The organism is Lutimonas saemankumensis (assembly GCF_020171465.1).
Taxonomy (GTDB): domain Bacteria; phylum Bacteroidota; class Bacteroidia; order Flavobacteriales; family Flavobacteriaceae; genus Lutimonas; species Lutimonas saemankumensis.
In genome coordinates, this window is record NZ_JAIUZR010000006.1 from 197,113 (window position 1) to 220,179 (window position 23,067).

General features: G+C 38.7%; 21 protein-coding genes and 1 other RNA gene. 10 read left to right on the forward strand and 12 right to left on the reverse strand.

Features of this window, described 5'->3' with window-relative positions; all coding sequences use genetic code 11:
* Window positions 1-60: 60 nt before the first annotated feature.
* Window positions 61-1,884 carry a fasciclin domain-containing protein gene (locus LCM02_RS15150; protein ID WP_224931880.1) on the reverse strand — a complete coding sequence of 608 codons (1,824 nt, stop codon included), beginning with the start codon at window positions 1,882-1,884 and terminating at the stop codon, window positions 61-63.
* Window positions 1,885-2,052: 168 nt separating this feature from the next.
* On the opposite strand from LCM02_RS15150, the gene LCM02_RS15155 reads away from it, so the two are divergent.
* From LCM02_RS15155 to LCM02_RS15180, 6 genes are all read left to right on the forward strand, one after another.
* Complete coding sequence (locus tag LCM02_RS15155; RefSeq protein ID WP_224931882.1) at window positions 2,053-2,940, forward strand: MerR family transcriptional regulator; 888 nt, start codon at window positions 2,053-2,055, stop codon at window positions 2,938-2,940.
* A gap of 340 nt (window positions 2,941-3,280) precedes the next feature.
* Window positions 3,281-4,744 (forward strand): phytoene desaturase family protein, encoded by a 1,464-nt coding sequence (locus LCM02_RS15160; RefSeq protein ID WP_224931884.1) that lies wholly within the window; start codon window positions 3,281-3,283, stop codon window positions 4,742-4,744.
* 1 nt (window position 4,745) lies between these two features.
* On the forward strand, window positions 4,746-5,585 hold the full coding sequence (locus LCM02_RS15165; RefSeq protein ID WP_224931886.1) for a phytoene/squalene synthase family protein: 840 nt from the start codon (window positions 4,746-4,748) through the stop codon (window positions 5,583-5,585).
* Window positions 5,586-5,629: 44 nt separating this feature from the next.
* The gene (locus LCM02_RS15170) at window positions 5,630-6,100 is read left to right on the forward strand and encodes a hypothetical protein (protein WP_224931888.1); all 471 of its coding nucleotides are present in this window, start codon (window positions 5,630-5,632) and stop codon (window positions 6,098-6,100) included.
* Between the two features lie 14 nt (window positions 6,101-6,114).
* On the forward strand, window positions 6,115-6,564 hold the full coding sequence (locus LCM02_RS15175) for a sterol desaturase family protein (protein ID WP_224931896.1): 450 nt from the start codon (window positions 6,115-6,117) through the stop codon (window positions 6,562-6,564).
* Between the two features lie 4 nt (window positions 6,565-6,568).
* Complete coding sequence (locus tag LCM02_RS15180; RefSeq protein ID WP_224931898.1) at window positions 6,569-7,270, forward strand: lycopene cyclase domain-containing protein; 702 nt, start codon at window positions 6,569-6,571, stop codon at window positions 7,268-7,270.
* Window positions 7,271-7,272: 2 nt separating this feature from the next.
* On the opposite strand, the gene LCM02_RS15185 is transcribed toward LCM02_RS15180, so the two are convergent.
* Both LCM02_RS15185 and LCM02_RS15190 read right to left on the reverse strand, forming a co-directional pair.
* Window positions 7,273-7,707: a GNAT family N-acetyltransferase gene (locus LCM02_RS15185; RefSeq protein ID WP_224931900.1), complete on the reverse strand. Its 435-nt coding sequence runs from the start codon at window positions 7,705-7,707 to the stop codon at window positions 7,273-7,275.
* A 16-nt stretch (window positions 7,708-7,723) separates the two neighbouring features.
* Window positions 7,724-9,664 carry an AMP-dependent synthetase/ligase gene (locus LCM02_RS15190; RefSeq protein ID WP_224931902.1) on the reverse strand — a complete coding sequence of 647 codons (1,941 nt, stop codon included), beginning with the start codon at window positions 9,662-9,664 and terminating at the stop codon, window positions 7,724-7,726.
* Between the two features lie 149 nt (window positions 9,665-9,813).
* Here LCM02_RS15190 and LCM02_RS15195 point away from each other — a divergent pair, with 149 nt between their 5' ends.
* Window positions 9,814-10,041 (forward strand): hypothetical protein, encoded by a 228-nt coding sequence (locus LCM02_RS15195; RefSeq protein ID WP_224931904.1) that lies wholly within the window; start codon window positions 9,814-9,816, stop codon window positions 10,039-10,041.
* A 3-nt stretch (window positions 10,042-10,044) separates the two neighbouring features.
* Here LCM02_RS15195 and LCM02_RS15200 read toward each other — a convergent pair whose 3' ends face one another.
* On the reverse strand, window positions 10,045-12,306 hold the full coding sequence (locus tag LCM02_RS15200; protein WP_224931906.1) for an endonuclease MutS2: 2,262 nt from the start codon (window positions 12,304-12,306) through the stop codon (window positions 10,045-10,047).
* A gap of 41 nt (window positions 12,307-12,347) precedes the next feature.
* Between LCM02_RS15200 and LCM02_RS15205 the strand changes: the two genes are divergently transcribed.
* Window positions 12,348-13,013, forward strand: a complete 666-nt coding sequence (locus LCM02_RS15205) for a uracil-DNA glycosylase (protein ID WP_224931908.1) — start codon at window positions 12,348-12,350, stop codon at window positions 13,011-13,013.
* 24 nt (window positions 13,014-13,037) lie between these two features.
* Here the strand turns inward: LCM02_RS15205 and LCM02_RS15210 are convergent, their stop codons facing one another.
* From LCM02_RS15210 to LCM02_RS15235, 6 genes are all read right to left on the reverse strand, one after another.
* On the reverse strand, window positions 13,038-14,498 hold the full coding sequence (locus tag LCM02_RS15210; protein WP_224931910.1) for an aminoacyl-histidine dipeptidase: 1,461 nt from the start codon (window positions 14,496-14,498) through the stop codon (window positions 13,038-13,040).
* Between the two features lie 43 nt (window positions 14,499-14,541).
* A complete protein-coding gene (locus tag LCM02_RS15215) occupies window positions 14,542-15,189 on the reverse strand; it encodes an NAD(P)H-dependent oxidoreductase (RefSeq protein ID WP_224931912.1) in 648 nt (215 codons plus the stop codon).
* Between the two features lie 37 nt (window positions 15,190-15,226).
* On the reverse strand, window positions 15,227-17,056 hold the full coding sequence (locus LCM02_RS15220) for an ABC transporter ATP-binding protein (RefSeq protein ID WP_224931914.1): 1,830 nt from the start codon (window positions 17,054-17,056) through the stop codon (window positions 15,227-15,229).
* 61 nt (window positions 17,057-17,117) lie between these two features.
* A complete protein-coding gene (locus tag LCM02_RS15225) occupies window positions 17,118-18,839 on the reverse strand; it encodes a phospho-sugar mutase (RefSeq protein WP_224931917.1) in 1,722 nt (573 codons plus the stop codon).
* Between the two features lie 103 nt (window positions 18,840-18,942).
* Window positions 18,943-19,899, reverse strand: a complete 957-nt coding sequence (locus LCM02_RS15230; protein ID WP_224931919.1) for a glycosyltransferase family 2 protein — start codon at window positions 19,897-19,899, stop codon at window positions 18,943-18,945.
* Between the two features lie 19 nt (window positions 19,900-19,918).
* Complete coding sequence (locus LCM02_RS15235) at window positions 19,919-20,446, reverse strand: DUF4199 domain-containing protein (protein ID WP_224931921.1); 528 nt, start codon at window positions 20,444-20,446, stop codon at window positions 19,919-19,921.
* Window positions 20,447-20,568: 122 nt separating this feature from the next.
* Between LCM02_RS15235 and ffs the strand changes: the two genes are divergently transcribed.
* Both ffs and LCM02_RS15245 read left to right on the forward strand, forming a co-directional pair.
* Window positions 20,569-20,667, forward strand: an RNA gene (ffs, locus tag LCM02_RS15240) — signal recognition particle sRNA small type.
* Window positions 20,668-20,750: 83 nt separating this feature from the next.
* Complete coding sequence (locus tag LCM02_RS15245) at window positions 20,751-21,551, forward strand: SDR family oxidoreductase (RefSeq protein WP_224931923.1); 801 nt, start codon at window positions 20,751-20,753, stop codon at window positions 21,549-21,551.
* A gap of 10 nt (window positions 21,552-21,561) precedes the next feature.
* On the opposite strand, the gene LCM02_RS15250 is transcribed toward LCM02_RS15245, so the two are convergent.
* Window positions 21,562-22,260, reverse strand: a complete 699-nt coding sequence (locus LCM02_RS15250) for a nitroreductase family protein (RefSeq protein WP_224931925.1) — start codon at window positions 22,258-22,260, stop codon at window positions 21,562-21,564.
* Window positions 22,261-22,335: 75 nt separating this feature from the next.
* The gene (locus LCM02_RS15255) at window positions 22,336-22,941 is read right to left on the reverse strand and encodes a carboxymuconolactone decarboxylase family protein (RefSeq protein WP_224931928.1); all 606 of its coding nucleotides are present in this window, start codon (window positions 22,939-22,941) and stop codon (window positions 22,336-22,338) included.
* Window positions 22,942-23,067 lie beyond the last annotated feature (126 nt).

Sequence of the window (23,067 nt, forward strand, 5' to 3'; positions counted from 1 at the left end):
TCCAAAATAAATCAAACTATCAAAAATAAGATTATAAACTCGGGGAAAGCGACCCCAGGTTTATAACTCTGGGATTAATACTTTATCTACTGCATGAATTACACCATTGCTTCCATGCACATTTACTATAATAATTTCGGCATTATCATCAGTTTTATCTTCAAGGAAGGCTCCGTTATCATTAAGAATCACTTTTAAAGTTTGTGTATTCAGTGTCGGAACTACCTGGCCGTTTACAAGATTGTAGCTAAATACCCTTGCGCCAACCGCATGATAGGTCAAAATTGTTCTGATTTGATCCTCAGTTAAAGTTGGAATAACGTCCTCAATTTCTTCGAATGCCGCGTCAGTTGGAGCAAATACCGTAATGTTTTCAGCATCTATAATGGCTTGGGTAATGTCTGCAAAAGCATCAGAAGCCAATAAGCTCGTTAATACTGTGAATTCTGAGGCATCTCCGTTATCCGCTAAAGCTAACGCAATCTCGACCACGTTTGGAGCCGGAGGGATCAACGTTCTGTCGATTACGTGAACCACACCATTGCTCTTTTCGATATCAACTGCTGTAATCGTAGTCAATCCATTGATCAATACATTTGCTGAATATCCAAGGTAAATATTTTCTCCGTTTAAAGTAGCAGCTATTCCGCTTTCAGGTAAATCTCCGGATTTCACAACCCCACCTAAGACGTGGTATGTTAATACAGGTGTCAAGTCTTCTTTTTCCAAACCATCAAGGGAAGTAATTCCCGCGGCTACGAATCCTGCGTTAGTTGGAGCAAATACTGTTAAGTCAGCAGTAGTAGCTACTGTTTCCAGTAATTCAGCTTTTCTCAAAGCAGCTGCCAAAATTGTAAAGTCATTTTCAAACAGTACGGGCTCGGCAATTGTTCCTACAGAATAGGCTACATAACTTGGTAGTAAGACCGCATCAACCACATGCGCCACACCATTGACAGCTTTTAAATCTGCTGCTGTAACATTGGCATTGTTAATTTTAACACCATCTGTAAGGTCTACCGTCACAAATTCGAATTCTGGTCCTCCAGGTATTCCTGGTAGTAAGGTATTGACATCTCCGTTAGATAATTGATCCGAAGTAACAGCACCACCTAAAATGTGATATGTTACTATTTCTTTTAGTAATTCCACCGGAATTTCGTCTATACTTGCTTTTCCTAAAGCTCCTAAAACAGCCTCGAAAGCGGCATCAGTCGGTGCGAATACTGTAAGGTCCTGAGTAGGATCGTTCGCTGCAGCCAACAAATCTCCTAACTCTGGTTTTCCAAGAGCACTCAATAGTATCGTATGATCAGGACTTCCTGCAACAATCTGAGCAAGTGTATTTGTTACAAAATCTTCAGGAATTAAAACTTCATTGATTATATGAATAACCCCGTTAGAAGCTGGTACATCGGCAGTTGTAACGTCTGCGGATCCATTCAAAACAACTCCGTTAGAAAGGTCAACATCAATGGTTTGTCCGGATAGCAGGGTTTGAACAGGGCCATTGGTAAGGTCACCGGATTCTACTTCACCTGAGACTACATGATATTGAAGTAAAGCAGTTAATAATGATTTATTTGCGATCACATTATTAAGTACATCTTGATCCATAGCGTTAAAAGCGGCATTTGTTGGAGCGAAAACCGTGAATGGTCCCGGTCCTGCAAGAGCTTCATCAAGTCCTGCAGCTACTACAGCGCCAGTTAAAGTAGAAAGGTCAGGTCGTCCTGAAACGACTTCTACAATGTTCTGATCTCCCGGGTCTATCATGTCATCGTCGTCATCGTCACATGATTGTGTTGTCATCGTAAAGGATAATACTAATATAAGCATCAGGGCCTTGGGTAAATAGTTTAAGTGTTGGATTAAATTTTTCATCGTTTAATAATTTAGTTATAAAAGTTGAACAAAGATAAATAAAAAAAAATTTAACGTCCAAGAAAAAAATAAAAAAATTGAACAAAAAAATAATTTTGCACATTTTTATTGCTTATTTCTGAGATTTTATACTATATTTGTTCAAGTATTAACTTTTTATTGTTAAACATGATTACTTATTCAGTAGCACAGGTTGAAGCCTTAACAGGTATTAAAGCTCATACTTTAAGGATATGGGAAAGAAGATATGATTTCCTTACCCCGATGAGAACGGCAACCAATATTCGTTATTATTCTGATGAGCAGTTAAAGAAGCTTTTGAATTTTGGTATTCTGGTAAGAAATGGTTATCGGGTATCCAAGCTGAATAAAATGTCAGATGCGGAAGTTTATGAAGAGGTTACAAAAGTCCTGGCCAGTCCTGGATCTGAAAGCAGCGACGAAATGAAAGGATTGACATTGAGTATGTTGGAAATGAATGAAGAGGATTTTGACGAAATTTTTGAAAGACAAGTCATTCGAAAAGGTTTTTTCCGAACTATTACAGAGTCAATCTATCCTTTTCTGCAATATGTTGGGGTGCTTTGGACAACTAATAAGGCGATGATAGCTCAAGAACATTATATGTCTAATTTGATCCGTCAGAAAATAATTGCTGCTATTGAAAAGTTAGCGATTCCTCCTAAAGGAGCTCCTTCTCTGGTTCTTTTTTTACTTGAAGGTGAAGAGCATGAAATTGGATTGTTGTTAGCTAGTTTTATGGCAAAAGAAATGGGTTGGAACGTTTATTATTTGGGTTATGGTGTACCAATCTTGAATATAAAAAAGGTTTTGGAGATTGCTGAGCCAAACCTGATGATGACCATGTTTGTAACGCCGAAAATGCAAAAGGTAAATGGATTTATAGCATCAATCCTTGATGGAGTCGACGTCCCTTTTGTAATTTCTGGAAGTCAGGAGAATTTAGACGCGGTGGAAGATCATGATTTGGTGCTTAAAGTTACATCCCCTCACGACTTCAGGGATCAGTTGGAGAAAATCCAAAATAACTTATAACAGACGCCTCAATATCAATATTGAGGTGACTATATCTGAGATACTGTCTCTTCTTATTTACTCTTAATGCTTCCAATTAAATTTATATTTTTTGTATTTTTCCAATAATTCGATTGCCAGTAAACGGTTTTCTGCATAATTTTTATTGTTTTATTCCGATTTGAAAGTTTTGTTCATCAGATTTTCGAGGAGGAATCAATTTTTTTAAGCTGTTTGAAAGACACAGTGATTTGTTTTAGTTAGACAAAATTAGTCTTGAACAAAAAAGTTTAAAAAAAAATATAAAAAGTTAAACAAAAATTGACGTTTTGTGCAAAAATTAATTTAGATTTGTATAACGATGAAAAAAAATATTTCCATAATTGGTTCAGGATTTGCCTCTATATCGGCCGCATGTTATTTGGCGAAAGAAGGATTTAACGTTACTGTCTATGAAAAAAACGTTCAGCTAGGAGGAAGGGCAAGACAATTTGAAAAGGATGGTTTCAAATTTGATATGGGACCAACCTGGTACTGGATGCCCGATGTGTTTGAACGGTTTTTTGCAGACTTTGGCAGGAATCCATCAGATTATTATGATTTGGAAAGGCTGGGACCTGCCTACCGTGTTTATTTTGGAGAGCAGGATTATATTGATATATCGGATAACCTGGAAGAGATCAAATCAACTTTTGAAAAGGAAGAGCCCCAATCCTCTGCTGCCCTGACCGATTTTCTAAAAAAAGCGGAATTCAATTATGAGGTGGCCATTAAGGACCTCGTATACAAACCCGGTCTTAGTCCTTTTGAATTGGTAACCAGGAGCACTGTTTTAGAGATTCCCCAGTTTATTGGAACAATTCATGATGTGGCCAAGAGGAAATTTAAAAGTTCCAAGTTGAGGCAAATAATTGAATTTCCAGTTCTTTTTTTAGGTGCAAAGCCTTCCATGACGCCGGCTTTTTATAGTTTTATGAATTTTGCAGACCTAAGCTTAGGCACATGGTATCCTAAAGGAGGAATGAAATCTGTAGTGGACGGAATGATAACGATGGCGAAAGAATTGGGGGTAAGTTTCATGACCAATGCCAACGTTGATCAAATCATCACAGGAAAGAACAAAGAGGTTAAAGGAATAAAGGTAAACGGAGAAATCCTTTCTACAGAGCTTTTGGTATCAGGCGCTGATTACGCACATACAGAATCCTTGTTGCCAGAGGAGCTCAGGATGTATAGTGAAAAATACTGGCAGAAAAGAGTGATGGCACCCTCTTCACTTCTCTTTTACGTAGGTCTTGACAAGAAATTGGACAATGTTTTGCATCATACGCTATTTTTTGATGTTCCCTTTGATGAACATGCCAGGGCCATATACGATGACCCCATGTGGCCAAAAGAACCATTATTCTATGCCAGTTTTCCTTCAATGACAGATGACTCCATAGCACCAGCAGGAAAAGAGGCCGCAATCTTCCTGATCCCTTTGGCCCCGGACCTTGAGGATACGGAAGAATTAAGGGAGCAGTATTTTGATATTATCATGACAAGACTTGAAAAATTAACAGATCAAAACGTCAGATCTTCAATACTCTTTAAGGAGTCATATTGTGTGGAAGATTTTAAAAATGATTATAATTCATATAAAGGAAATGCCTATGGAATGGCCAATACTTTGCTGCAAACTGCTTTTTTAAGGCCCAAGCTGAGGAGCAAGAAAATAAAAAATTTGTATTTTACGGGTCAGTTGACTGTTCCGGGTCCTGGAGTTCCACCTTCCTTGATCTCGGGTAAACTGGTTTCCGATCTACTAATTAAAGACCAATAACATGAAACAAATATTCGACAAATTATCTTATCAGTGCTCACACAAGGTCACCAGCCTGTACAGTACATCGTTTTCACTTGCCGTTAAAATGTTATCTCCCAAGATACAGAAAGACATTTATGCCATTTATGGTTTTGTTCGATTTGCGGATGAAATTGTAGACACCTTTCATGAATACGATAAGGAACTTTTACTGGACGAATTTGAAGAGGATCTTGCCAAGGCCCTTGACAGAAGATTGAGTATGAACCCCATATTGAATTCTTTTCAGGAGGTAGTTCATAAGAATAATATTGATGCTGATCTTATTGACCACTTTATGAAAAGTATGCGGGCAGATTTAAATAAACAAGAATATAAGAGTGTTGAAGAATATGAGGAATACATCTATGGATCGGCAGATGTTGTTGGTTTGATGTGTTTAAAGGTTTTTGTGCAGGGAGATCAGAAAAGATATGATGAATTAAAGGAGCCGGCCATGAAATTGGGAAGTGCATTTCAAAAGGTCAATTTTTTGAGAGATCTTAAGGATGATACTGAGAATCTTCATCGGTCTTATTTTCCGCATATCAAAGGGGGTATCATAGATAGCGAGTCCAAAGCATTGATCATCGAAGAAATAAACAAGGATTTTGAAGAGGCTTATGTTGGAATCCAAAAGCTTCCTATTGAGGCGAAATTTGGGGTATACACGGCCTTTATCTATTACAGAAAACTTTTGAGAAAGCTTACGGTAACTAAAGCAAGTGAAATAAGGGAGAAAAGAATTCGAATCAGTAATCCGATGAAAATGGTGCTTTTGACTAAATCATTTGTAAATTATAAGTTGAATTTGCTTTGAAGATAATGTTGTTCATATTAATGTTACTTTATTCCGGATTGACGATGGAGAAAGATATCATTCTTCATAATATCCGATCAGCTTTTCAGGAAATTAACAGCCAGGAAGACATTGAGTCCATAAACCGGATCAGGGCGGAGGAGGCAGAATATGACAACCAAAATGTGATCAGAGCCTATCAGGCGGCTGCCACTTGTATGAAGGCAGAATATGTGTTTTCACCTGTTTCCAAGCTCAAATATTTTAACAAGGGAAAGAAAAAACTGGAAACACTCATTGAAAATGACAAATCAGTGGAGAAGGTTTACCTGAGGTTACTGATACAGTTAAATGTGCCACGTCATCTTAATTACCATCAGGAAATTAACGAAGACATTGTTTTTTTGGAGAATCATTTGGCTGACGCCCGAATTGATTTAAGCTATAAACGTATTATGATAAAAAATCTGGTCAGTGTGGCCGATAAGAGGGAAATAAGAGATATCTTAGAGCAGATAAAGGTTGAAAATAGTTGATTTAATTTAGAAATATGGTCTTGTTTATAACAATTTTGGTTACAGCGGTCCTGATGGAAGGAGTAGCCTGGGCAATGCACAAATACATCATGCACGGAATTTTTTGGAATCTACATGAAGATCACCATGTCAGAGATAATCATGACTCATTTTTTGAACGTAATGATTCCTTTTTTGTTTTTTTTGCCATTATTTCTATTACTGCCTTTGCCCTGTGGTCCATATTTGACTGGCAAATTAGTCTGGGCATTGGAATTGGTGTTTTTATTTACGGGGTCGTCTATTTCATCATACATGATCTTTTTATTCACCAAAGAATAAAGATCTGGAGAAAAACAAAAAATCCGTATTTGTTAGGGATAAGGAGAGCTCATAAAATTCACCATAAACACCTCGGTAAGCATGATGGAGAATGCTTCGGAATGCTGTGGGTCCCAATGAAATACTACAAAGGAAACTATTAAAGAAATGTCTCTCTACCTTTGGATTGATCTATTATCACTATCTGTCCCGCTACTTGTATCCTTTCACCCGAGATTAGAACTCTACAAACAATGGAAATTTTTGTTTCAGGCGATAGCGATTACAATGCTACCCTTTATCGTCTGGGATGTTTATTTTACGATTCAAGAGTATTGGGGTTTTAATCCGGAATACCTTTCGGGAATATATGCGCTTCATCTGCCTGTAGAGGAGTGGCTATTTTTTATTTGCATTCCTTATGCATGTGTGTTTACTCATTTATCATTGCTTGAACTTAATCCAAACATAAGGTTATCGGATCGGGTTACTAAGAAAATTACTTATCTATTGGCCATCATATTCACCGGCATCCTGCTCTTTAATTTTAATAGAGCCTATACCGCGGTAGATATGATTTTTGCCCTGATCGTATTATTCATTGCACATCGAATTCGGCCGAAACTACTTAATTCTTTTTATTTGACTTTTTTGGTCATGCTGATACCTTTTTTTATTGTGAATGGCATTCTAACCGGCACAGGTATTGAGGGAAATATAGTTTGGTACAATGATAAAGAAAACCTGGGGGTAAGAATGGGGACAATTCCTGTGGAAGACAGTGCCTACGCCTTCTCAATGATCCTAATGAATCTTTTGATCTTTTTACAATTCAGAGATCGTGCAAAAAATAAGCTTATCAAAGACTAATTTCACAGCAAGGCTGACAAATACTGATGTTTGATTCCGACTTCTTCAAATTCTTCTCCTTCAGTTTTGAATCCAAATTGGGTGTAGAAGGAGGTCACTTCACTCCTTGAATGTATGATTACTTCTTTGATTCCATTCTCGGAAGCAAATTTTAACAAATGGTTTACGAGTAATTTTCCAATTCCTTTTCCCTGATGCTCGGCGTCCACGGCCATCTGCATTAACTGGGCTTTGGATTTTTCCTTGTCAAGCGGGCAAAGAATGACGCAGCCTATAACAGACTGACCTTTCAAAGCAACAAAGTGCCAGGATATTTTATCATTTTTTTCCCATCCATAATCAGGAATACCTATAGGCCTTAGCAGCACCTTGTTTCTTAATTCTCGTTCTTGCTGATAATAGGGGCCGGAAGTTTTTATTTCCTGAATTTTCTCCATAAGAATATAGGATGATTTAGGAGATCGTTGTAATTTTTTTTAACTCATTGACATTTTCTTCCAAAGCCTTATCAACGGCTTTGGTTCCATACATCAGATCAAGACGGCCACGGTAGGTTTCAGTAATTTTATGCCGAACCATTTTTAGTGTTGAATTGATCATTTTATTCTCTTCCGTAAACGGTTCCTGCAGCACCTGAAAATTTGACGGTATCCATTTTCCCGGAAATTTACCTTCAAATTCTTTTTGTTTGGCAAATGACAGCATGTCCTCTTTAAGCCTTCTGTTAATATCTTTGTACGATTTGATCCCTTCCTTTTGAATGATTTCTTCCAGATTTTTTTTATTGATCGTTACCAAAGCCGTAGTATACTTTTCATGGTCATTATAGATCATGATCTGATCGATACATTCAGCGCTATTTACAATGGCCTCTTCAATTTCCTCAGGAGAATACTTTTCTCCATCCTCAGAAATAAGAAGCGCTTTTTCCCTTCCTACAACCACAAGAAAATCATCTTCATCCATGAAGCCAAGGTCTCCCGTATGCAACCAGCCATTTTTAATAGTTTCTTGTGTCGCAGATTCATTTTTGTAATATCCTTTCATGACATTATCTCCCTTAATGACAATTTCACCTTTTTCACCTTTGGGAAGCTCCTTACCCGATTCATCACAAATCTTGCATATGATTCCCTCAAGAACTTTTCCTGAGGTCCCCATTTTATGGTTGAAAGGGGTATTGGTTGAAATAATTGGAGTTGCTTCGGTCAGGCCGTATCCCTGATAAACGGGAATTCCTATGGCCTTGTAGAATTGTTGCTGCTTGATGTCAAGAAGCGCTCCACCTCCAACAAAGAATTCTATTTTTGAGCCAAAAATAAGTCTCAATTTACTGAAAATCAGTTTTTCTGCCAGGTTGGCATTAAACCAGGTAGAGGCCTGAACCCCGAAGCCGGGTTTACTGAATCCATCCCCGTTTCTTTTAATTGCGGCTTGTACACCTCTGTTAAAGATCCCTTCGATAAAAGGACCTTTTGCTTTTATCCCTTCCTTGAATTTTTGGATAAAATTGCTTGTCAATGCGGGAACCGTTAGAAGAAAATTCGATTCGGCCTCAACTAAATTTTTCGGAATATTCTTTAAGGCATTAACACTTCCACCCCTGGCATCAACAAAATGAAGTGAAAGGCCTTTAACCAGTGCGGTATAAATACCAACCGTATGGGCAAAAGAATGATCAGTGGGTAAAATAAGAAGCGTAGAAATATTCTCCTTGATCTTAAAGGTGGCAACCGCTGCATGACTGTTGGAAAAGTAGTTTAAATGCGTCAACATGATCCCTTTGGGATTCCCTGTGGTTCCCGAGGTGTAGGAAATGGTGACGACCTGATCCTCTTTTGTGTTCTCTTCGATTTTTTTCAGTGTTGCTTCATTGGAGTCAAGTTTCTCCGCCCCCAGATCGTACAAGTCCTTGATATAAAACAGGTTACCCTCATCAAATCCGTATTGTTTGCATTGTTTGCTGATCTTTTCCGAGGGTTGATCCAGAAGGATTAGTTTCAGCTTCTTATTTTCATACTTTTTCCACTGGCTGATCACTTTTTCCAGGGTGTTTTCTGAAATAATAAAAAAACTTGAATCCGAATGGTTAACCCTAAAAGGAACTTCTTCGGGTAACAATTTGATAGATAAGGGAACCGAAACCCCACCTGCGTAGAGTGCTGCAAATTCAGAGATGATCCAGTCCGTTTTGGCCTCTGACAAAATAGCAACCTTGTCACCTTTTTTTAATCCGAGTTCAAGAAACGCTGATGCCAGCTTTCTCGATTTCATTTGAGCCTCTTTGAAGGAAGTTCTGATCCAGCCTTTATTTCCTTTTGAACTTAAATAAGGGGCATTTGGATATTTCAATACTGCAGTGTCAAGCATTGAAAATATGTTTCTTTTACTCATTTTAAGATTCTGTTTTGATACAAAAGTAGTTTTTTTTGATGAATGTAATTTTTTCTTTTTAGCCGCTTGAAATGGCAATGCTTTTATTAATTTTGAGAACTAATTTTCTGTTTGATCATTCCCGCGATTTACAGAATTAATTTTTAAATATGACAGTACCAAGATTTTTATTAGGGGACAATACCGATCATCCTGAAGATATTTTCATCATGCATACTGAATATCCGCAATTTATTATCAATTTGGCAAATGACGATGTGGAATGGTACGATGAGCTAAGGGGAGATGAATCAGAAATTGCAATAGAAATCGCTCGTCTGATTGAAGAAGCGAGTTTGTTCTATGATCGTGAAATGGAGCGCTACGCGGAAGAGTAATTTTTATTTGGCTGCTTTTTTTACAAGTTCCAATTGGGATAGATCAGTTTTGGCCGTAAATAATCCATAATTGATCACGGCGGTATTTTTTTCTATTTTTTCTATGGTTCCTTTGGCATTACCATCTTTTAGCCGTACAGTGTCATTAAGTTGAAAACGATAATCTTTGATATATATCGCCTTTTCTCTTTCCACTTTTTCCTTTTGAACCCGAACTTTTTCGACCTCTGGAAGAACTGCTTTTTCAATTTTCTTTAGCTCAGCTTCCTTTTGACGTTGCTTTTCCTTTAAAGCCTTATTGATCTTGGTTCTTTCTCTTTTTGACAATGGTTTTTGCCTTTCATCATTTTTTTTGTTCAGTTCCGCCTGTATTTTTTCTTTCTTCCTCTGATCATACTTGCTTTGTTCTATCAGTGACCACTTGACAAAAGCATCTCTAAGCTCTTTTTTGTTTTTCGTCTGAAAAAATTTATTAAACAATTCATTGGTCTTTCGACCATAGGAGAGCATTTTTTGATTGTTGTCATAGAGTTCCTGGAACCCTTCAATTTTCTCCTGAATTTTTTGCTGTTGAAGTAATAGCTTTTCAGCCCCGCTTTTGGCCAGTTCCTGCTCTTTCAACAACCCATCTGATTTCTTCTGTAAGGCGTTACGCTCTTTTTGCAGTTTAGCGATGGTCTTATCAAGGCGAATCTTTTCCCTTTCTACTTTTTTCTTGGCCTTGTTGATCAGCCTGAACGGAATACCGTTTTTCTGAGCTACTTCAAAGGTAAAAGAGCTTCCTGCCTGTCCTGTATGCAATTTAAACAAGGGTTCAAGGGAGGACTGGTCAAACTGCATATTGGCATTGGTTACATTGGGGAGTTCGCTGGCAAGTACCTTGAGGTTCGAATAGTGTGTCGTAATGATACCGAATCCCCCTTTTTCATAAAATTCTTCAAGAAATACTTCGGCCAGGGCTCCACCCAGTTCAGGGTCGCTTCCCGTCCCAAATTCATCTATCAGAAAAAGTGTATTATCATTGCATTTTTTTAAAAAGTTTCTCATGTTCTTTAAGCGATAACTGTAGGTGCTCAATTGATTTTCAATAGACTGGTTATCTCCAATATCAGTGAGAACTTTGTCAAAAATACTTACCTCGCTTCTTTCATGTACCGGAATAAGAATACCACTTTGCAACATAACCTGGAGTAATCCTATTGTTTTTAGCGTAATACTTTTACCACCTGCATTAGGCCCTGAAATCACAATAATCTGCTGCTTTTCATTTAGTTCCAGGTTTTGCGGAATCGTTTTTAATCCTTTTCTCTTGTTTTCAAGCCATAAAATGGGGTGATAGGCATTTTTAAGATTGATTTTTTTTTCGTTTACAATTTTAGGAAGACAGGCGTTTATCTTCCTGGCATATTTGGCACGAGAACCCAGGCTGTCAAGATGTGTCAGGTACTCCTGATATTTTTGGAGAAGAGGGGAATAAGGCCTTACACTGTTGGTAAGTTCCTTAAGAATCTTGACGATTTCTTCCTGTTCTTCATAGGTCATATTCTGCAGTTCCCTTGAAAGTTGCAAAGTCGCTTCCGGGGCGATATAAACGATGCTTCCCGTCTTGGAACTTCCCATGATGGCCCCTTTGACCTTGCGTCGATGCATGGCCTGAACCGCCAGGACCCTTTGACTGTCGATTACTGATTCACGGATGTCGTCCAAATAACCCAGGCTGGCATAGTGGGCGAGCGCTTTGTTAAAACTTCCCCCTAACAGTCCTCTTAATTTATTCATTTCTTTTCTGATCCTCAGCAACTCGGGAGAGGCTTTGTCTTTAACCTCCCCAAAAGGTGAAATGATTTTGCTGATGAGTTTTACCACCTCCTTATTCAGTTCTATTTCTTCGGATTCAGCGAATAGGGTGGGGTAGTAGTCTTTGAATTTTTTAAAGAATAGAAGCAGGTTGTTCATATTTTCAGATATACCTGAGATCTTCATAAAAGAAGGGCCTTCCAAAAAACTATCTTCAATAGCCAAAAGAGAAATTTCTTTGGTTATTTCTTCAAAATAGTGGCTTGGTATACGATTTTCGTTTTCAAAAGATGACAGATACTCATTCACCTGGTTCAGTTCAGATTTCAATTCAAGAGATCTTCTTATTGGGCTTAGTTTCTTTACAGCTTCTCTTCCAAGATCTGAAATGCAATACTCCCTGATCGTTTCTAAAACGGTAGAAAATTCGAGGTCTGTTAATGTTTTTTGAGCAATATTATGTACCAATGTCTTACTTTTGTTAAGGCAAAAATAACCAATTTAATCCTATGAATGTAGCCATTGAAGAGAGTTGGAAAAAGATTCTGCATACGGAGTTTGAAAAAGAATATTTTGAACAATTGACACGATTCGTAAAAGCTGAATATTCAAAGCACACATGTTTTCCCGGTGGTGGTGAAATATTTGCCTCTTTCAACCGCTGTAGTTTTGATGATGTTAAGGTTGTTATCATAGGCCAGGATCCCTATCATGGTCCAGGACAGGCTAACGGACTTTGTTTTTCCGTTCATGAATCAGTTTCACACCCTCCTTCGCTTATCAATATATTTAAAGAGCTGCAACAGGATGTTGGAAAACCTTATCCTCACTCCGGAGATTTGGGAAACTGGGCTGATCAGGGCGTATTGCTTCTCAATGCAACACTTACCGTCAGGGCCTCTGAAGCAGGATCGCATCAGGGAAAAGGCTGGGAGATATTTACAGATGCAGTGATAGAAAGCTTGTCAGCAAAAAGAGAACACCTTGTTTTTATGCTCTGGGGAGGCTATGCGAAAAAGAAAGGCAGAAAAATCAATCAAAAGAAACACCTTATTTTAAACAGTGGGCACCCTTCTCCCTTAAGTGCCAACAGAGGTTATTGGTTTGGCAATAAGCACTTTAGTCAGGCTAATTCCTATTTAAAGAGAATAGGGAAAGATGAAATTATCTGGTAGTGACCTTCAAATCAAAAAATAAAACTAATTCTTAACAGGAATATTTTTCAGTATTTCCTGCAAAAAAATCCAGAATCTTTGAGAAGAGGCTATGTTCGCTCTCTCATCAGGCGAATGCGCCCCCTTGATTGTAGGCCCAAATGAGATCATGTCCATTTCCGGATAGTGAGTTCCCAGAATTCCACATTCAAGTCCTGCATGACAGGCAACAACTTCGGGTTTACTTTTAAACAGCTCCTCGTAAAGCTCAGTAAGAACTTTTAATATGGCAGAATCTCGATTTGGGCTCCATCCCGGATATGATCCTGATAATTTCACTTCGAACCCTGCCTTTTCGAAACTTGCTCTTAATTGTTGGGCAACTTCCTCTTTGGATTTTTCAACCGAAGACCTTGTTAGGCACAAAATTTGAATTGTTCCATCCTCCACGAGGACTTTGGCAATATTGTTTGAAGCTTCAACCAAACCAGGAATTTCTTCACTCATTTTATAAACCCCGTTAATGGCCTCATCAATCGACTTGATCAGTTTTGTTTTTGAATTAGAATCCATCGCATTTTCTGGAAATTCAACAGATTTAATGCTGAATAATAATTCAGGTTCTTTCTCTTTGTATTCCGATTTAATTTGTAATTGGTAATTGTTATATGCCAATTTCAGAGCCTCAGTATTTTCTTTGTTACAAGAGATAATTGCCTCACTCTCCCGAGGAATGGCATTTCTTAGCCCGCCACCATGAATACTGTGAATTTCAATAAGGTCAGCTACTTTTTTTAAGAAGCCATTCATGAGTTTATTGGCATTGGCGAGGCCCTTATCAATGTCCATTCCTGAATGTCCTCCCTGCAAACCTTTAACATTTATTCTGAAGCCTTCCGAAAATGAATTCACTTGTGTTTGAGTATAGGTTCCTTTGGCTGTAACATCAACACCACCAGCGCATCCTATATCAATTTCATCGTCCTCTTCAGTGTCCAGGTTCAGCAGTATTTCTCCGTTGAGATATCCCGGTTGAAGCCCCTGAGCTCCTGTCATTCCGGTTTCTTCATCGATGGTAAACAAAGCCTCTATACCTGGGTGTTCTATTTTGTCAGAAGCCAAAACACTCATGATAGCCGCAACCCCCAAACCATTGTCGGCACCCAGGGTGGTCCCCTTTGCCTTGACCCATCCATTCTCCACATACATTTCAATTCCCTGGGTATCAAAATCAAAATCGGTATCAGCATTTTTTTGATGCACCATGTCGAGATGAGACTGAAGGACAACAGTTTTTCTCTTCTCCATACCTATCGTGGCCGGTTTTCTGATGATTACATTCCCCACGGGATCCACGAGAGTCTCCAATCCAAGTTTCTTTCCAAAGTCGACCATGAATTCAATGATACGTTCCTCCTTTTTTGAGGCTCTGGGGATGGCATTGATGTCTGCAAAATGATTCCAAAGTATTTTAGGTTCCTGGTTTCTGATTTCAGTATTGCTCATTGTGAAGAAAGTTCAGTTATAAGTTTATATTAGTAATTGAGAATTAGTCTATTTCAATGATTACATCCTCCAGCGGTTTTCTAACTTTTTTCATACCGCTCATGATGTCATCCTCTGCTCTGTATCCTACAGGCAGCAAAAGGACAGATCGAAGATTCAGTTTATCCAGTTCCAGGATATCATCAAACTTGACCGGGTTAAATCCCTCCATGGGGCAGGAATCGATTCTTTGATCCGCACATACCGTCATCAGGGTGCCAATAGAGATATAGGCCTGATATATGGCTGATCTGTCAATCTGCTCCCTGGACTTGCCTTTGAAAATATCTTTTAATTGTTGCCTGAACTTGCCGATGATATCTTCACTTGTTCCCCGTATGTTTTTTTCAAGATCAAAATAGGCATCAATAGAAGATTCGTCAAATGCCGTATCTATACAAATCACAAATAAATGAGAGCATGTGGTTATCTGTTGCTGAAAATAAGCATGAGGGAGTAATTTCTCCTTCAGTTCTGAGCCTTTTATGATCAGCATTTTAAGGGGCTGAAGGCCAAATGAGGTCGCTGTCAGGTTAAATGAATTTGACAGTAATTCAACCTGATCTTTGGTCAATTTTTTATTTTGATCAAATTTCTTGCATGCGTAACGCCATTTCAGGCTTTCCAGGATATTGTTCACTTCCATTTCCATTAATTTCTTTTCGATTCACTAAGCTTTTTTATTTTCATCAGGCCAAAGATTGCATATTGACCAGTTTGAAATAGGCTCCTTTTTTCTTGAGTAATTCCGAATGTTTACCTTGCTCAACAATTTTACCGTTTTGCATCACAACAATCAGATCAGCCTTTTGAATTGTCGATAATCTGTGTGCAATAACCACGGAAGTCCTGTTCTCCATCATTTTTTCCAGAGCGGACTGAACAAGCTGTTCGGATTCCGTATCGAGTGCCGAGGTTGCTTCGTCAAGAATCATTATCGGAGGGTTTTTCAATACCGCCCTGGCTATCGATAACCTTTGCCTCTGCCCACCGGAGAGCATGTTTCCACTGTCTCCGATATTATTGTCATATTGCTCCGGAAGTGCCATAATGAATTCATGAGCATTTGCCACTTTAGCAGCCTCCTCAATGGCTTCATCACTGGCATGGTCAACTCCCAGTGTGATATTGTTTTTAACGGAGTCGTTGAACAAAATGGATTCCTGGGTTACTATGCCCATCAACTCTCTTATACTTCTTTTCTTTATATCCTTAACAGATACGCCGTCAATCAGAATCGCTCCTTCATTGACATCATAAAATCGTGGAATGAGATTGGCCAAGGTCGATTTTCCACTACCGGATTGCCCAACCAGGGCTATGGATTTCCCTTTTGGAATCTTCATTGAAAAATTCTTAAGGACATAATCATCCTTGTATTTAAAACTAATATTTTTTAGTTCGATTTCGTGTTCAAAACTTTCTTTTTCAATGGCATTGTCACGGTCAATTATATCATTCTCCGTTTCGAGTATGGAAATGATCCGTTCAGCTGAGGCATTTCCTTTTTGAATACTAAAAAGTGCCTTCGAAATTGCCTTGGCGGGATTTAAAATCAAATAGAACAGTCCTATATAGCCAAGAAATTCCTGAGGCTTCATTTCATCTTCCCCCAGAAGAACAATTCTTCCTCCGTACCATAAGATGGCAATAATAGTTGCAGATCCTAAAAATTCACTCATCGGCGAGGCCAGATTCGTTCTATTGAAGACACTTGTCATCAATTGTTTCAATCTCAGGGTTGAGCCTTTGAATTTTTGTTCCATTTTCTTTTCGGCCGTAAAACTTTTGATCACTTTCAGCCCTGTCAATGTTTCCTCGATAAAAGAAAGAAAATTTCCAGTTTCCTGTTGCGCCAAGAGTGATTTTGCCTTCAGTCGTTTGCTAACTGAAGAAATGATGACTCCGGATACCGGTAACAGAATAAAGGCAAAAAGTGTCAGTTTTGCACTTATGGCAAACATTGACGTGAGGGTAAAAACAATGGTCAAAGGTTCTCTTACAATGGCTTCCAGGGTATTGAGAAATGACACCTCGATTTCCTGGACATCATTCGACATTCTTGCCATAGTATCTCCTTTTTTCTTTTCTGAAAAATAGGAAAGAGGTAAGGAGACAATTTTCTTGTACAAGGCATCCCTCAGATCTTTTACAACTCCGGTCCTAAGAAATGACAATACAAAAAGCGCCAGATACCTAAAGAGGTTTTTAAAAAAGAACATGGAAAAACTGATCAAACAAATGAAGAGCAAAGCCTGTTCAAGACCCCCGGTTTCCATCATGTTGGAAACATAGAAATTAAGAGAATCCTGAACATAATCGTAGATGCCGGTTAAGCCTTTAAATTCAGGTTTTACCGTAACTTTTTCCTCTCTTCCAAACAGTATTCCAAGAACCGGGATAAAGGCAAGTACCGATAACACATTAAAAATGGCATAAAGGATGTTGAAAAAAACATTCAGCCATGCATACCTGAGATAAGGTTTAGCAAAACGCAGGATTTTTTTAAAATAATTCATTTGTATTATTTAAAAGGCTGCAACTAAATGCCAACCCAGAAAGTAATAACCTATTATCGGTTTATAACTTGAATTCCTTAATTATTTCCTGGATCTTTTGATCCAATAGTTCTTCTACCTGTTTGGCATTGCCAATGCTTTCAAGAGGTCGATGAACGCTAAAATAGAACTTAATTTTAGGTTCCGTTCCACTTGGTCTTGCTGCCATCCTTGTTCCTTCAACCGTTTGATAGATCAATACATTTGACTTTGGAAGATCAATCTCTGATTCTTCACCGGTCAATAGATTCTTGGACACAGAAGTTTGATAATCAAACAGGAAATTCACCTTTTCCCCGTGAATTTCTGTGACAGGAGAATTTCTCATATCAGACATCATCTGTTGGATCTCATTGGCACCCTCAACACCCTTTTTCACTACAGAAATCAAATGTTCTTTATAAAAACCATGTTTTTTATAAAGTTGCAGCAATTCGGCATAGACAGAACTACCCATGGATTTTGCCTGGGTTGCGATCTCACAAGCCAAAAGGGTGCTCGAAACAGCATCCTTGTCTCGCACAAAATCCCCAACCATAAAACCAAAGCTTTCTTCACCACCACCTATAAACTCTTCTTTCCCCTCTGCTTCTCTGATCATTTTTGCGATCCATTTGAATCCGGTGAGGCCTATTTTGGTATTTACACCATAACTCGTGGCTATTTTTTGAATCATTGGCGTTGAAACTATGGTAGAACCAACAAACTGTTTACCGTTAATTCTGCCCTCTTCCTGCCATTTTTTGAGCAACGCATCTACCAAAACCGCAAATGTCTGATTACCATTGAGAAGTACAAGTTTATTATCAAGATCTCGAACCGCAATACCCAATCTGTCACAATCCGGGTCAGTGCCGATTACTATGTCAGCCCCAATTTGATCCGCAAGGTCCGTCGCCATTTTAAGAGCGGCAGGCTCTTCCGGGTTCGGAGACTCAACGGTAGGAAAATCTCCGTTAGGTTCCCTTTGTTCCTCCACAATGTGCACATCAGTGAACCCAGCGAGTTCTAAAGCACGGGGTACCATTGTAATGGAGGTTCCGTGAAGTGATGTAAAAACAATTTTTAAATTATCTCGACCCTTAGTATCTTTTGAGGCGGCATTCTCAACAGCTTCCTCGGCAAATTTTGCATCGATTTCTTCCCCTATGATTTCAATGAGTTCTTCCCTTGCCTTAAAGTTGATATCTTCAAATTGAACCTCGTTGATTTCATCAACAATTTCCCCGTCCTGAGGAGGAATGATCTGTCCGCCATCGTTGAAATAAACCTTATATCCGTTATATTCCGGTGGATTATGCGAAGCGGTTAGTACAATTCCTGCGTCACATTGAAGGGCACGCACTGCATAGGATAATTCAGGAGTTGCTCTTAAATCCTCGAACAGGTAAACAATTATGTTATTCGCAGAAAAGACATCAGCCACTGATTTTGCAAATGTCTTGCTGTTGTGCCTGCAGTCATATGCAATGGCCACCTTGGGCTGTTTTCCTGAGAAGGTTTTCAGGAGGTAGTTAGACAGACCCTGTGTGTTTTTACCGAGGGTATATTTATTGATTCTGTTCGTACCGGCTCCCATGGTTCCTCGCATACCGCCTGTTCCAAACTCAAGATTCTTATAAAACCTGTCGGTTAATTCCTTGGAGCCTGAATTTAATAATTCCTGAATTTCATTTTGGGTTGCTTGATCAAATGGGGCTTTGATCCATAATTTGGCCTTGTTGATTATTTCGTTGCTGTTCATAGGGTATTAAAATTTAAGGACACAAAGATAAACTTTTTGTCTTGAAATTCGACCCCTAACGGATCAGGGTTTATGAAGTGAAGAACCAAAAATTCATCCAGTTTTAAAGATTCAGTTTTTCACGAATCGAGTACCGTTGAGGTTTTCTTTTTGATCTTAATATCAATTCACCCAAGAACCCGGCTAAAAAAAGTTGGGATCCCAGGATCATGCAGGTCAGGGCTATGTAAAACCAAGGGTTGTCGGTTATCAGAATCGTAGGTTCCTTCAGATAAAGTTTGATAAGCTTGGTAATGCCAATATACAAGGAGGCAAAAAATCCAAGAATAAAGACCAGAGTTCCCAAAAGCCCAAATAAATGCATAGGCCTTTTGCCGAATTTGGTCAAAAAATTTATGGTAATAAGATCGAGAAACCCATTGATAAACCGATCCATGCCAAATTTTGTCGTTCCGTATTTTCTGGCCTGGTGGAGAACTACTTTTTCACCAATATTTCTAAATCCGGCATTTTTGGCAAGAACAGGAATGTATCGATGCATTTCTCCGTACACATCAACGCTTTTTACTACTTCATTTTTATAAGCTTTTAAACCACAATTAAAATCATGTAGCTTCAAGCCTGAAGTTTTTCTCGCCGCAGCATTAAATAGCTTTGAAGGTAAATTCTTTCGGATTTTTGAATCGTATCTTTTCTTTTTCCATCCTGAAACAAGATCAAAACCCTCTTCAGATATCAGTCTGTACAATTCAGGGATTTCGTCAGGGCTATCCTGCAGGTCGGCATCCATAGTGATCACGACGTCTCCATCAGCCTCTTTAAAAGCTGCATTCAATGCCTGGGACTTGCCATAATTTTTCTGAAATCGAAGCCCTTTGATCGCACTGTTGTTTTTAGATAATTGTGTGATCCTGCTCCAGGAATTGTCCTGACTTCCGTCATCTACAAAAAGTATTTCATAAGAAAAACGATTGGATTGCATAACTTTTGCAATCCAATCATGTAATTCCTGTAAAGATTCTTCCTCATTCAGCAGAGGAATAACTATGGATATATCCATTTAATTGTTATCAATTTATTTAATCTTCCTTCGATTTTTTCATCACCAACCCAGCCACAAGAGATATAATTAATCCAAAGAAAAGGCTTACAATAATGGTAATTGTCAAATTAGGTCCAGTACTCGCAAACATAGCGGCATTTTTCTGTGCCCCTTCTAATTGTTCGTCGGTCAATTGGGGGTATCTCTCAGCAATCATTTGCTCCTGAAACTCAATCATATTTGTAAAGTAATCAGGTTCAATTACATTGTAAAAGATTAAGAGATATACACAATAAATAATGGCTGAAACCAGAGAAATTCCAAGGCCTGTTTTAATGGCCTCTCCAACACTCAGGAAACCTGAATTTCCTTCTTTGAACTTTTTCAGCGCCATCACAATGATCGCTGAGGTTATAACAAGTGAAATAACCATTATGGACCAGTGAGGCTCGTACAGGTCTCCGAAAACATAATTGATTAACATCACAATGATCGAGGCCAGGCCGAGAACAAGCCCGTAATTAAGCATGATCGATTTCGCGTTTGATTTAGGTTGGTCTTCCATAAAGTTTGATTTTAATTTACACAAATATAATTAATATAACGTATCATCAGGTATTAGTGAATAATGAATATGAAAAGTTACAAAAAAACTTGTTTTATTGTAAAAGGGTAGTATTTTTGCACCGGCAAGTCCTGCACAACCAGCTCCCTTTGAATCCTCCAGGGCGGGAACGCAGCAAAGGTATTAGGTCGTAGCGGTGTGATGCAGGTAGCTTGCCGTTTTTTGTTTTTCGAAACAAAAACTGCTTCACGAATAAGACCCGCTTACATTTAAAAATTTCATTTATTTATGCCATCTTTGCAGCATGAGTAAGGTTATTTTAATTACGGGTGCATCTTCGGGTATAGGCGCCATTACCGCAAGATATTTAACTGCCCAGGGGCATAGGGTATATGGAACCAGCAGAAATCCAAAAAAGACTGACCAGGAGTTTGAACTTATTCGTCTTGATGTCCATGATACGAAAAGCATAGAAGAAGCGATTAAAAAAATCATTGGAAGGGAAGGAAGGCTCGATGTCCTGGTTAATAACGCAGGAATGGGTATTACCGGGCCTATTGAGGAAATACCCACGGATGAAATGCGAAGGGTCTTTGAAACGAATTTTTTCGGGGCCATTGAAGTGATTAAAGCGGTGCTTCCTCAGATGAGGAAACAAAATAGCGGCCTTATCGTGAATGTGACTTCAATTGCCGGTTATATGGGGTTGCCTTTTCGAGGGGTCTATTCTTCAACCAAAGGGGCCTTGGAACTTATAACAGAGGCCTTGAGCATGGAGACGAAACCTTTTAATATTAAGGTCACGAATGTTGCCCCAGGGGATTTTGCAACAAATATCGCTTCAGGAAGATACCACAGCCCTGTAATAAAAAACTCTCCTTATGCCGAGACCTATCAGAGGAATCTCGATCTGATGAATGAACACGTTGACTCAGGTAAAGATCCCATAATGATGGCAAAGGCCATTGGAAGGATCATAGAAAGTTCGAACCCAAAAATTCATTATAAGGTAGGGGAGTTCATGCAGAAATTTTCAATCGTACTCAAAAGGGTTTTGCCCGACAAAATGTACGAAAAGCTGATCATGAACCACTATAAGTTGTGATCCAATGGCTCTATTCATAAAATTCAGAAATATCCTCAAGGCTCTTCCTTTTCAGGTCAGGTACGTATACCGGGTCTTCCGGGTAACCAACCGGGAGCAATAAAAAGGCTCTTTCATTATCCGGCCTGTTCAATAATTCAGTTAGAAATTTCATGGGACTGGGGGTATGTGTCAAGGTTGCCAGGCCGGCATTATGGATAGCGGTAATAAGCATTCCACAGGCGAGGCCAACCGATTCATTTACATAATAATTATTATGCTTTGTCCCGTCGCTTTTATACTCATAAGCCCTCTTAAAAGCAACGATGATCCATGGTGCAATTTCAAGAAACGGTTTGTGCATATCTGTGGCCATAGCGGCCAGATCATTTTTCCAACGCTCCCCCATTCTGTTTTCATAGGTTTCCTTTTCTTCAGCTTCCGCAGCAACCCGGATTTTTCTTTTGAGTTCCTTATTGGAGACTACGCAAAAGGTCCAGGGTTGCTTATGAGCACCGGACGGAGCAGTTGATGCTGTTTTCAGGATGTTTTCAATAACGGATCTCGGAACTTCTTTATTGCTGAATCCTCTGACGGAACGTCTTTTATCCATAAAATGATAAAAGCTCTCAGCGCGCTTGAGCATTTCATTTGTTGAAAATTCAAGGGCATCGTATTTCACATGTTTGAACCCGTTTATGTTGATTTCGTTTTGAACCTTTTTAGCCATGGATTGAGTTTGATTTTTAGAAATGAACGTAATATAGTATTTGCATTTTAGAATGGATTCTTCAAGCCGAATTCCCTAGACATGGGACCAGTTGTCAGGATTTGTGTTGTCATTTGGTGACAATCCCAGAATGTCACCAACTGTGTTTACTCCTAAGCCAAGTACCGTTCGGTTGGCATAATTAAAATAGCTTACCACCTGATTGATTTCGAGGATTTCTCCGTCTGAAAAAGATTGCTCTTTCAATCGTAAAACATCAGATTCCTTCAATTGAGCGGGAGTCTTTGTCAACTTTCTGGCGTATGACAAACCTAAGTACCATTTTTCCTCAAAAAATGATTTCAGATCTTCATTTTCCAGAGCTGATTTGAACTTCGAAGATTTGGCATTGTCATTCCAGATTCTTTTGAGTCCCTCAAAGTGGTGCTCAACGCAATAGGAGCAATTATTGATATGACTGACGTAGATTCCAATGGTCTCAAGGTACCATTTGGGGAGTTTGTTATTTCCGTTGTGAAGAACATTTTTATATAGTGCCATATGACCGATTAAAGTATGGGGCCTAAGACTGTGAGCCATCAAAATATTATCAATGTTTTTGTCAGGACCACTAACGCGATCATAAACTTTTTTAAGCCTTGCATCAGCCTCTTGGTAATCAAAATGTTTTATCCAGAACATAGACAGATTTTACTTTTTGGGATTTGAAATTAAAAAATTGAGTTAAAGGTAATCAAAAGTGGAAAAGCCATGAATGATTATTTTTCTCATTTTTTTGCAAATTGTAATGTAGATGTTTTTTGGTCA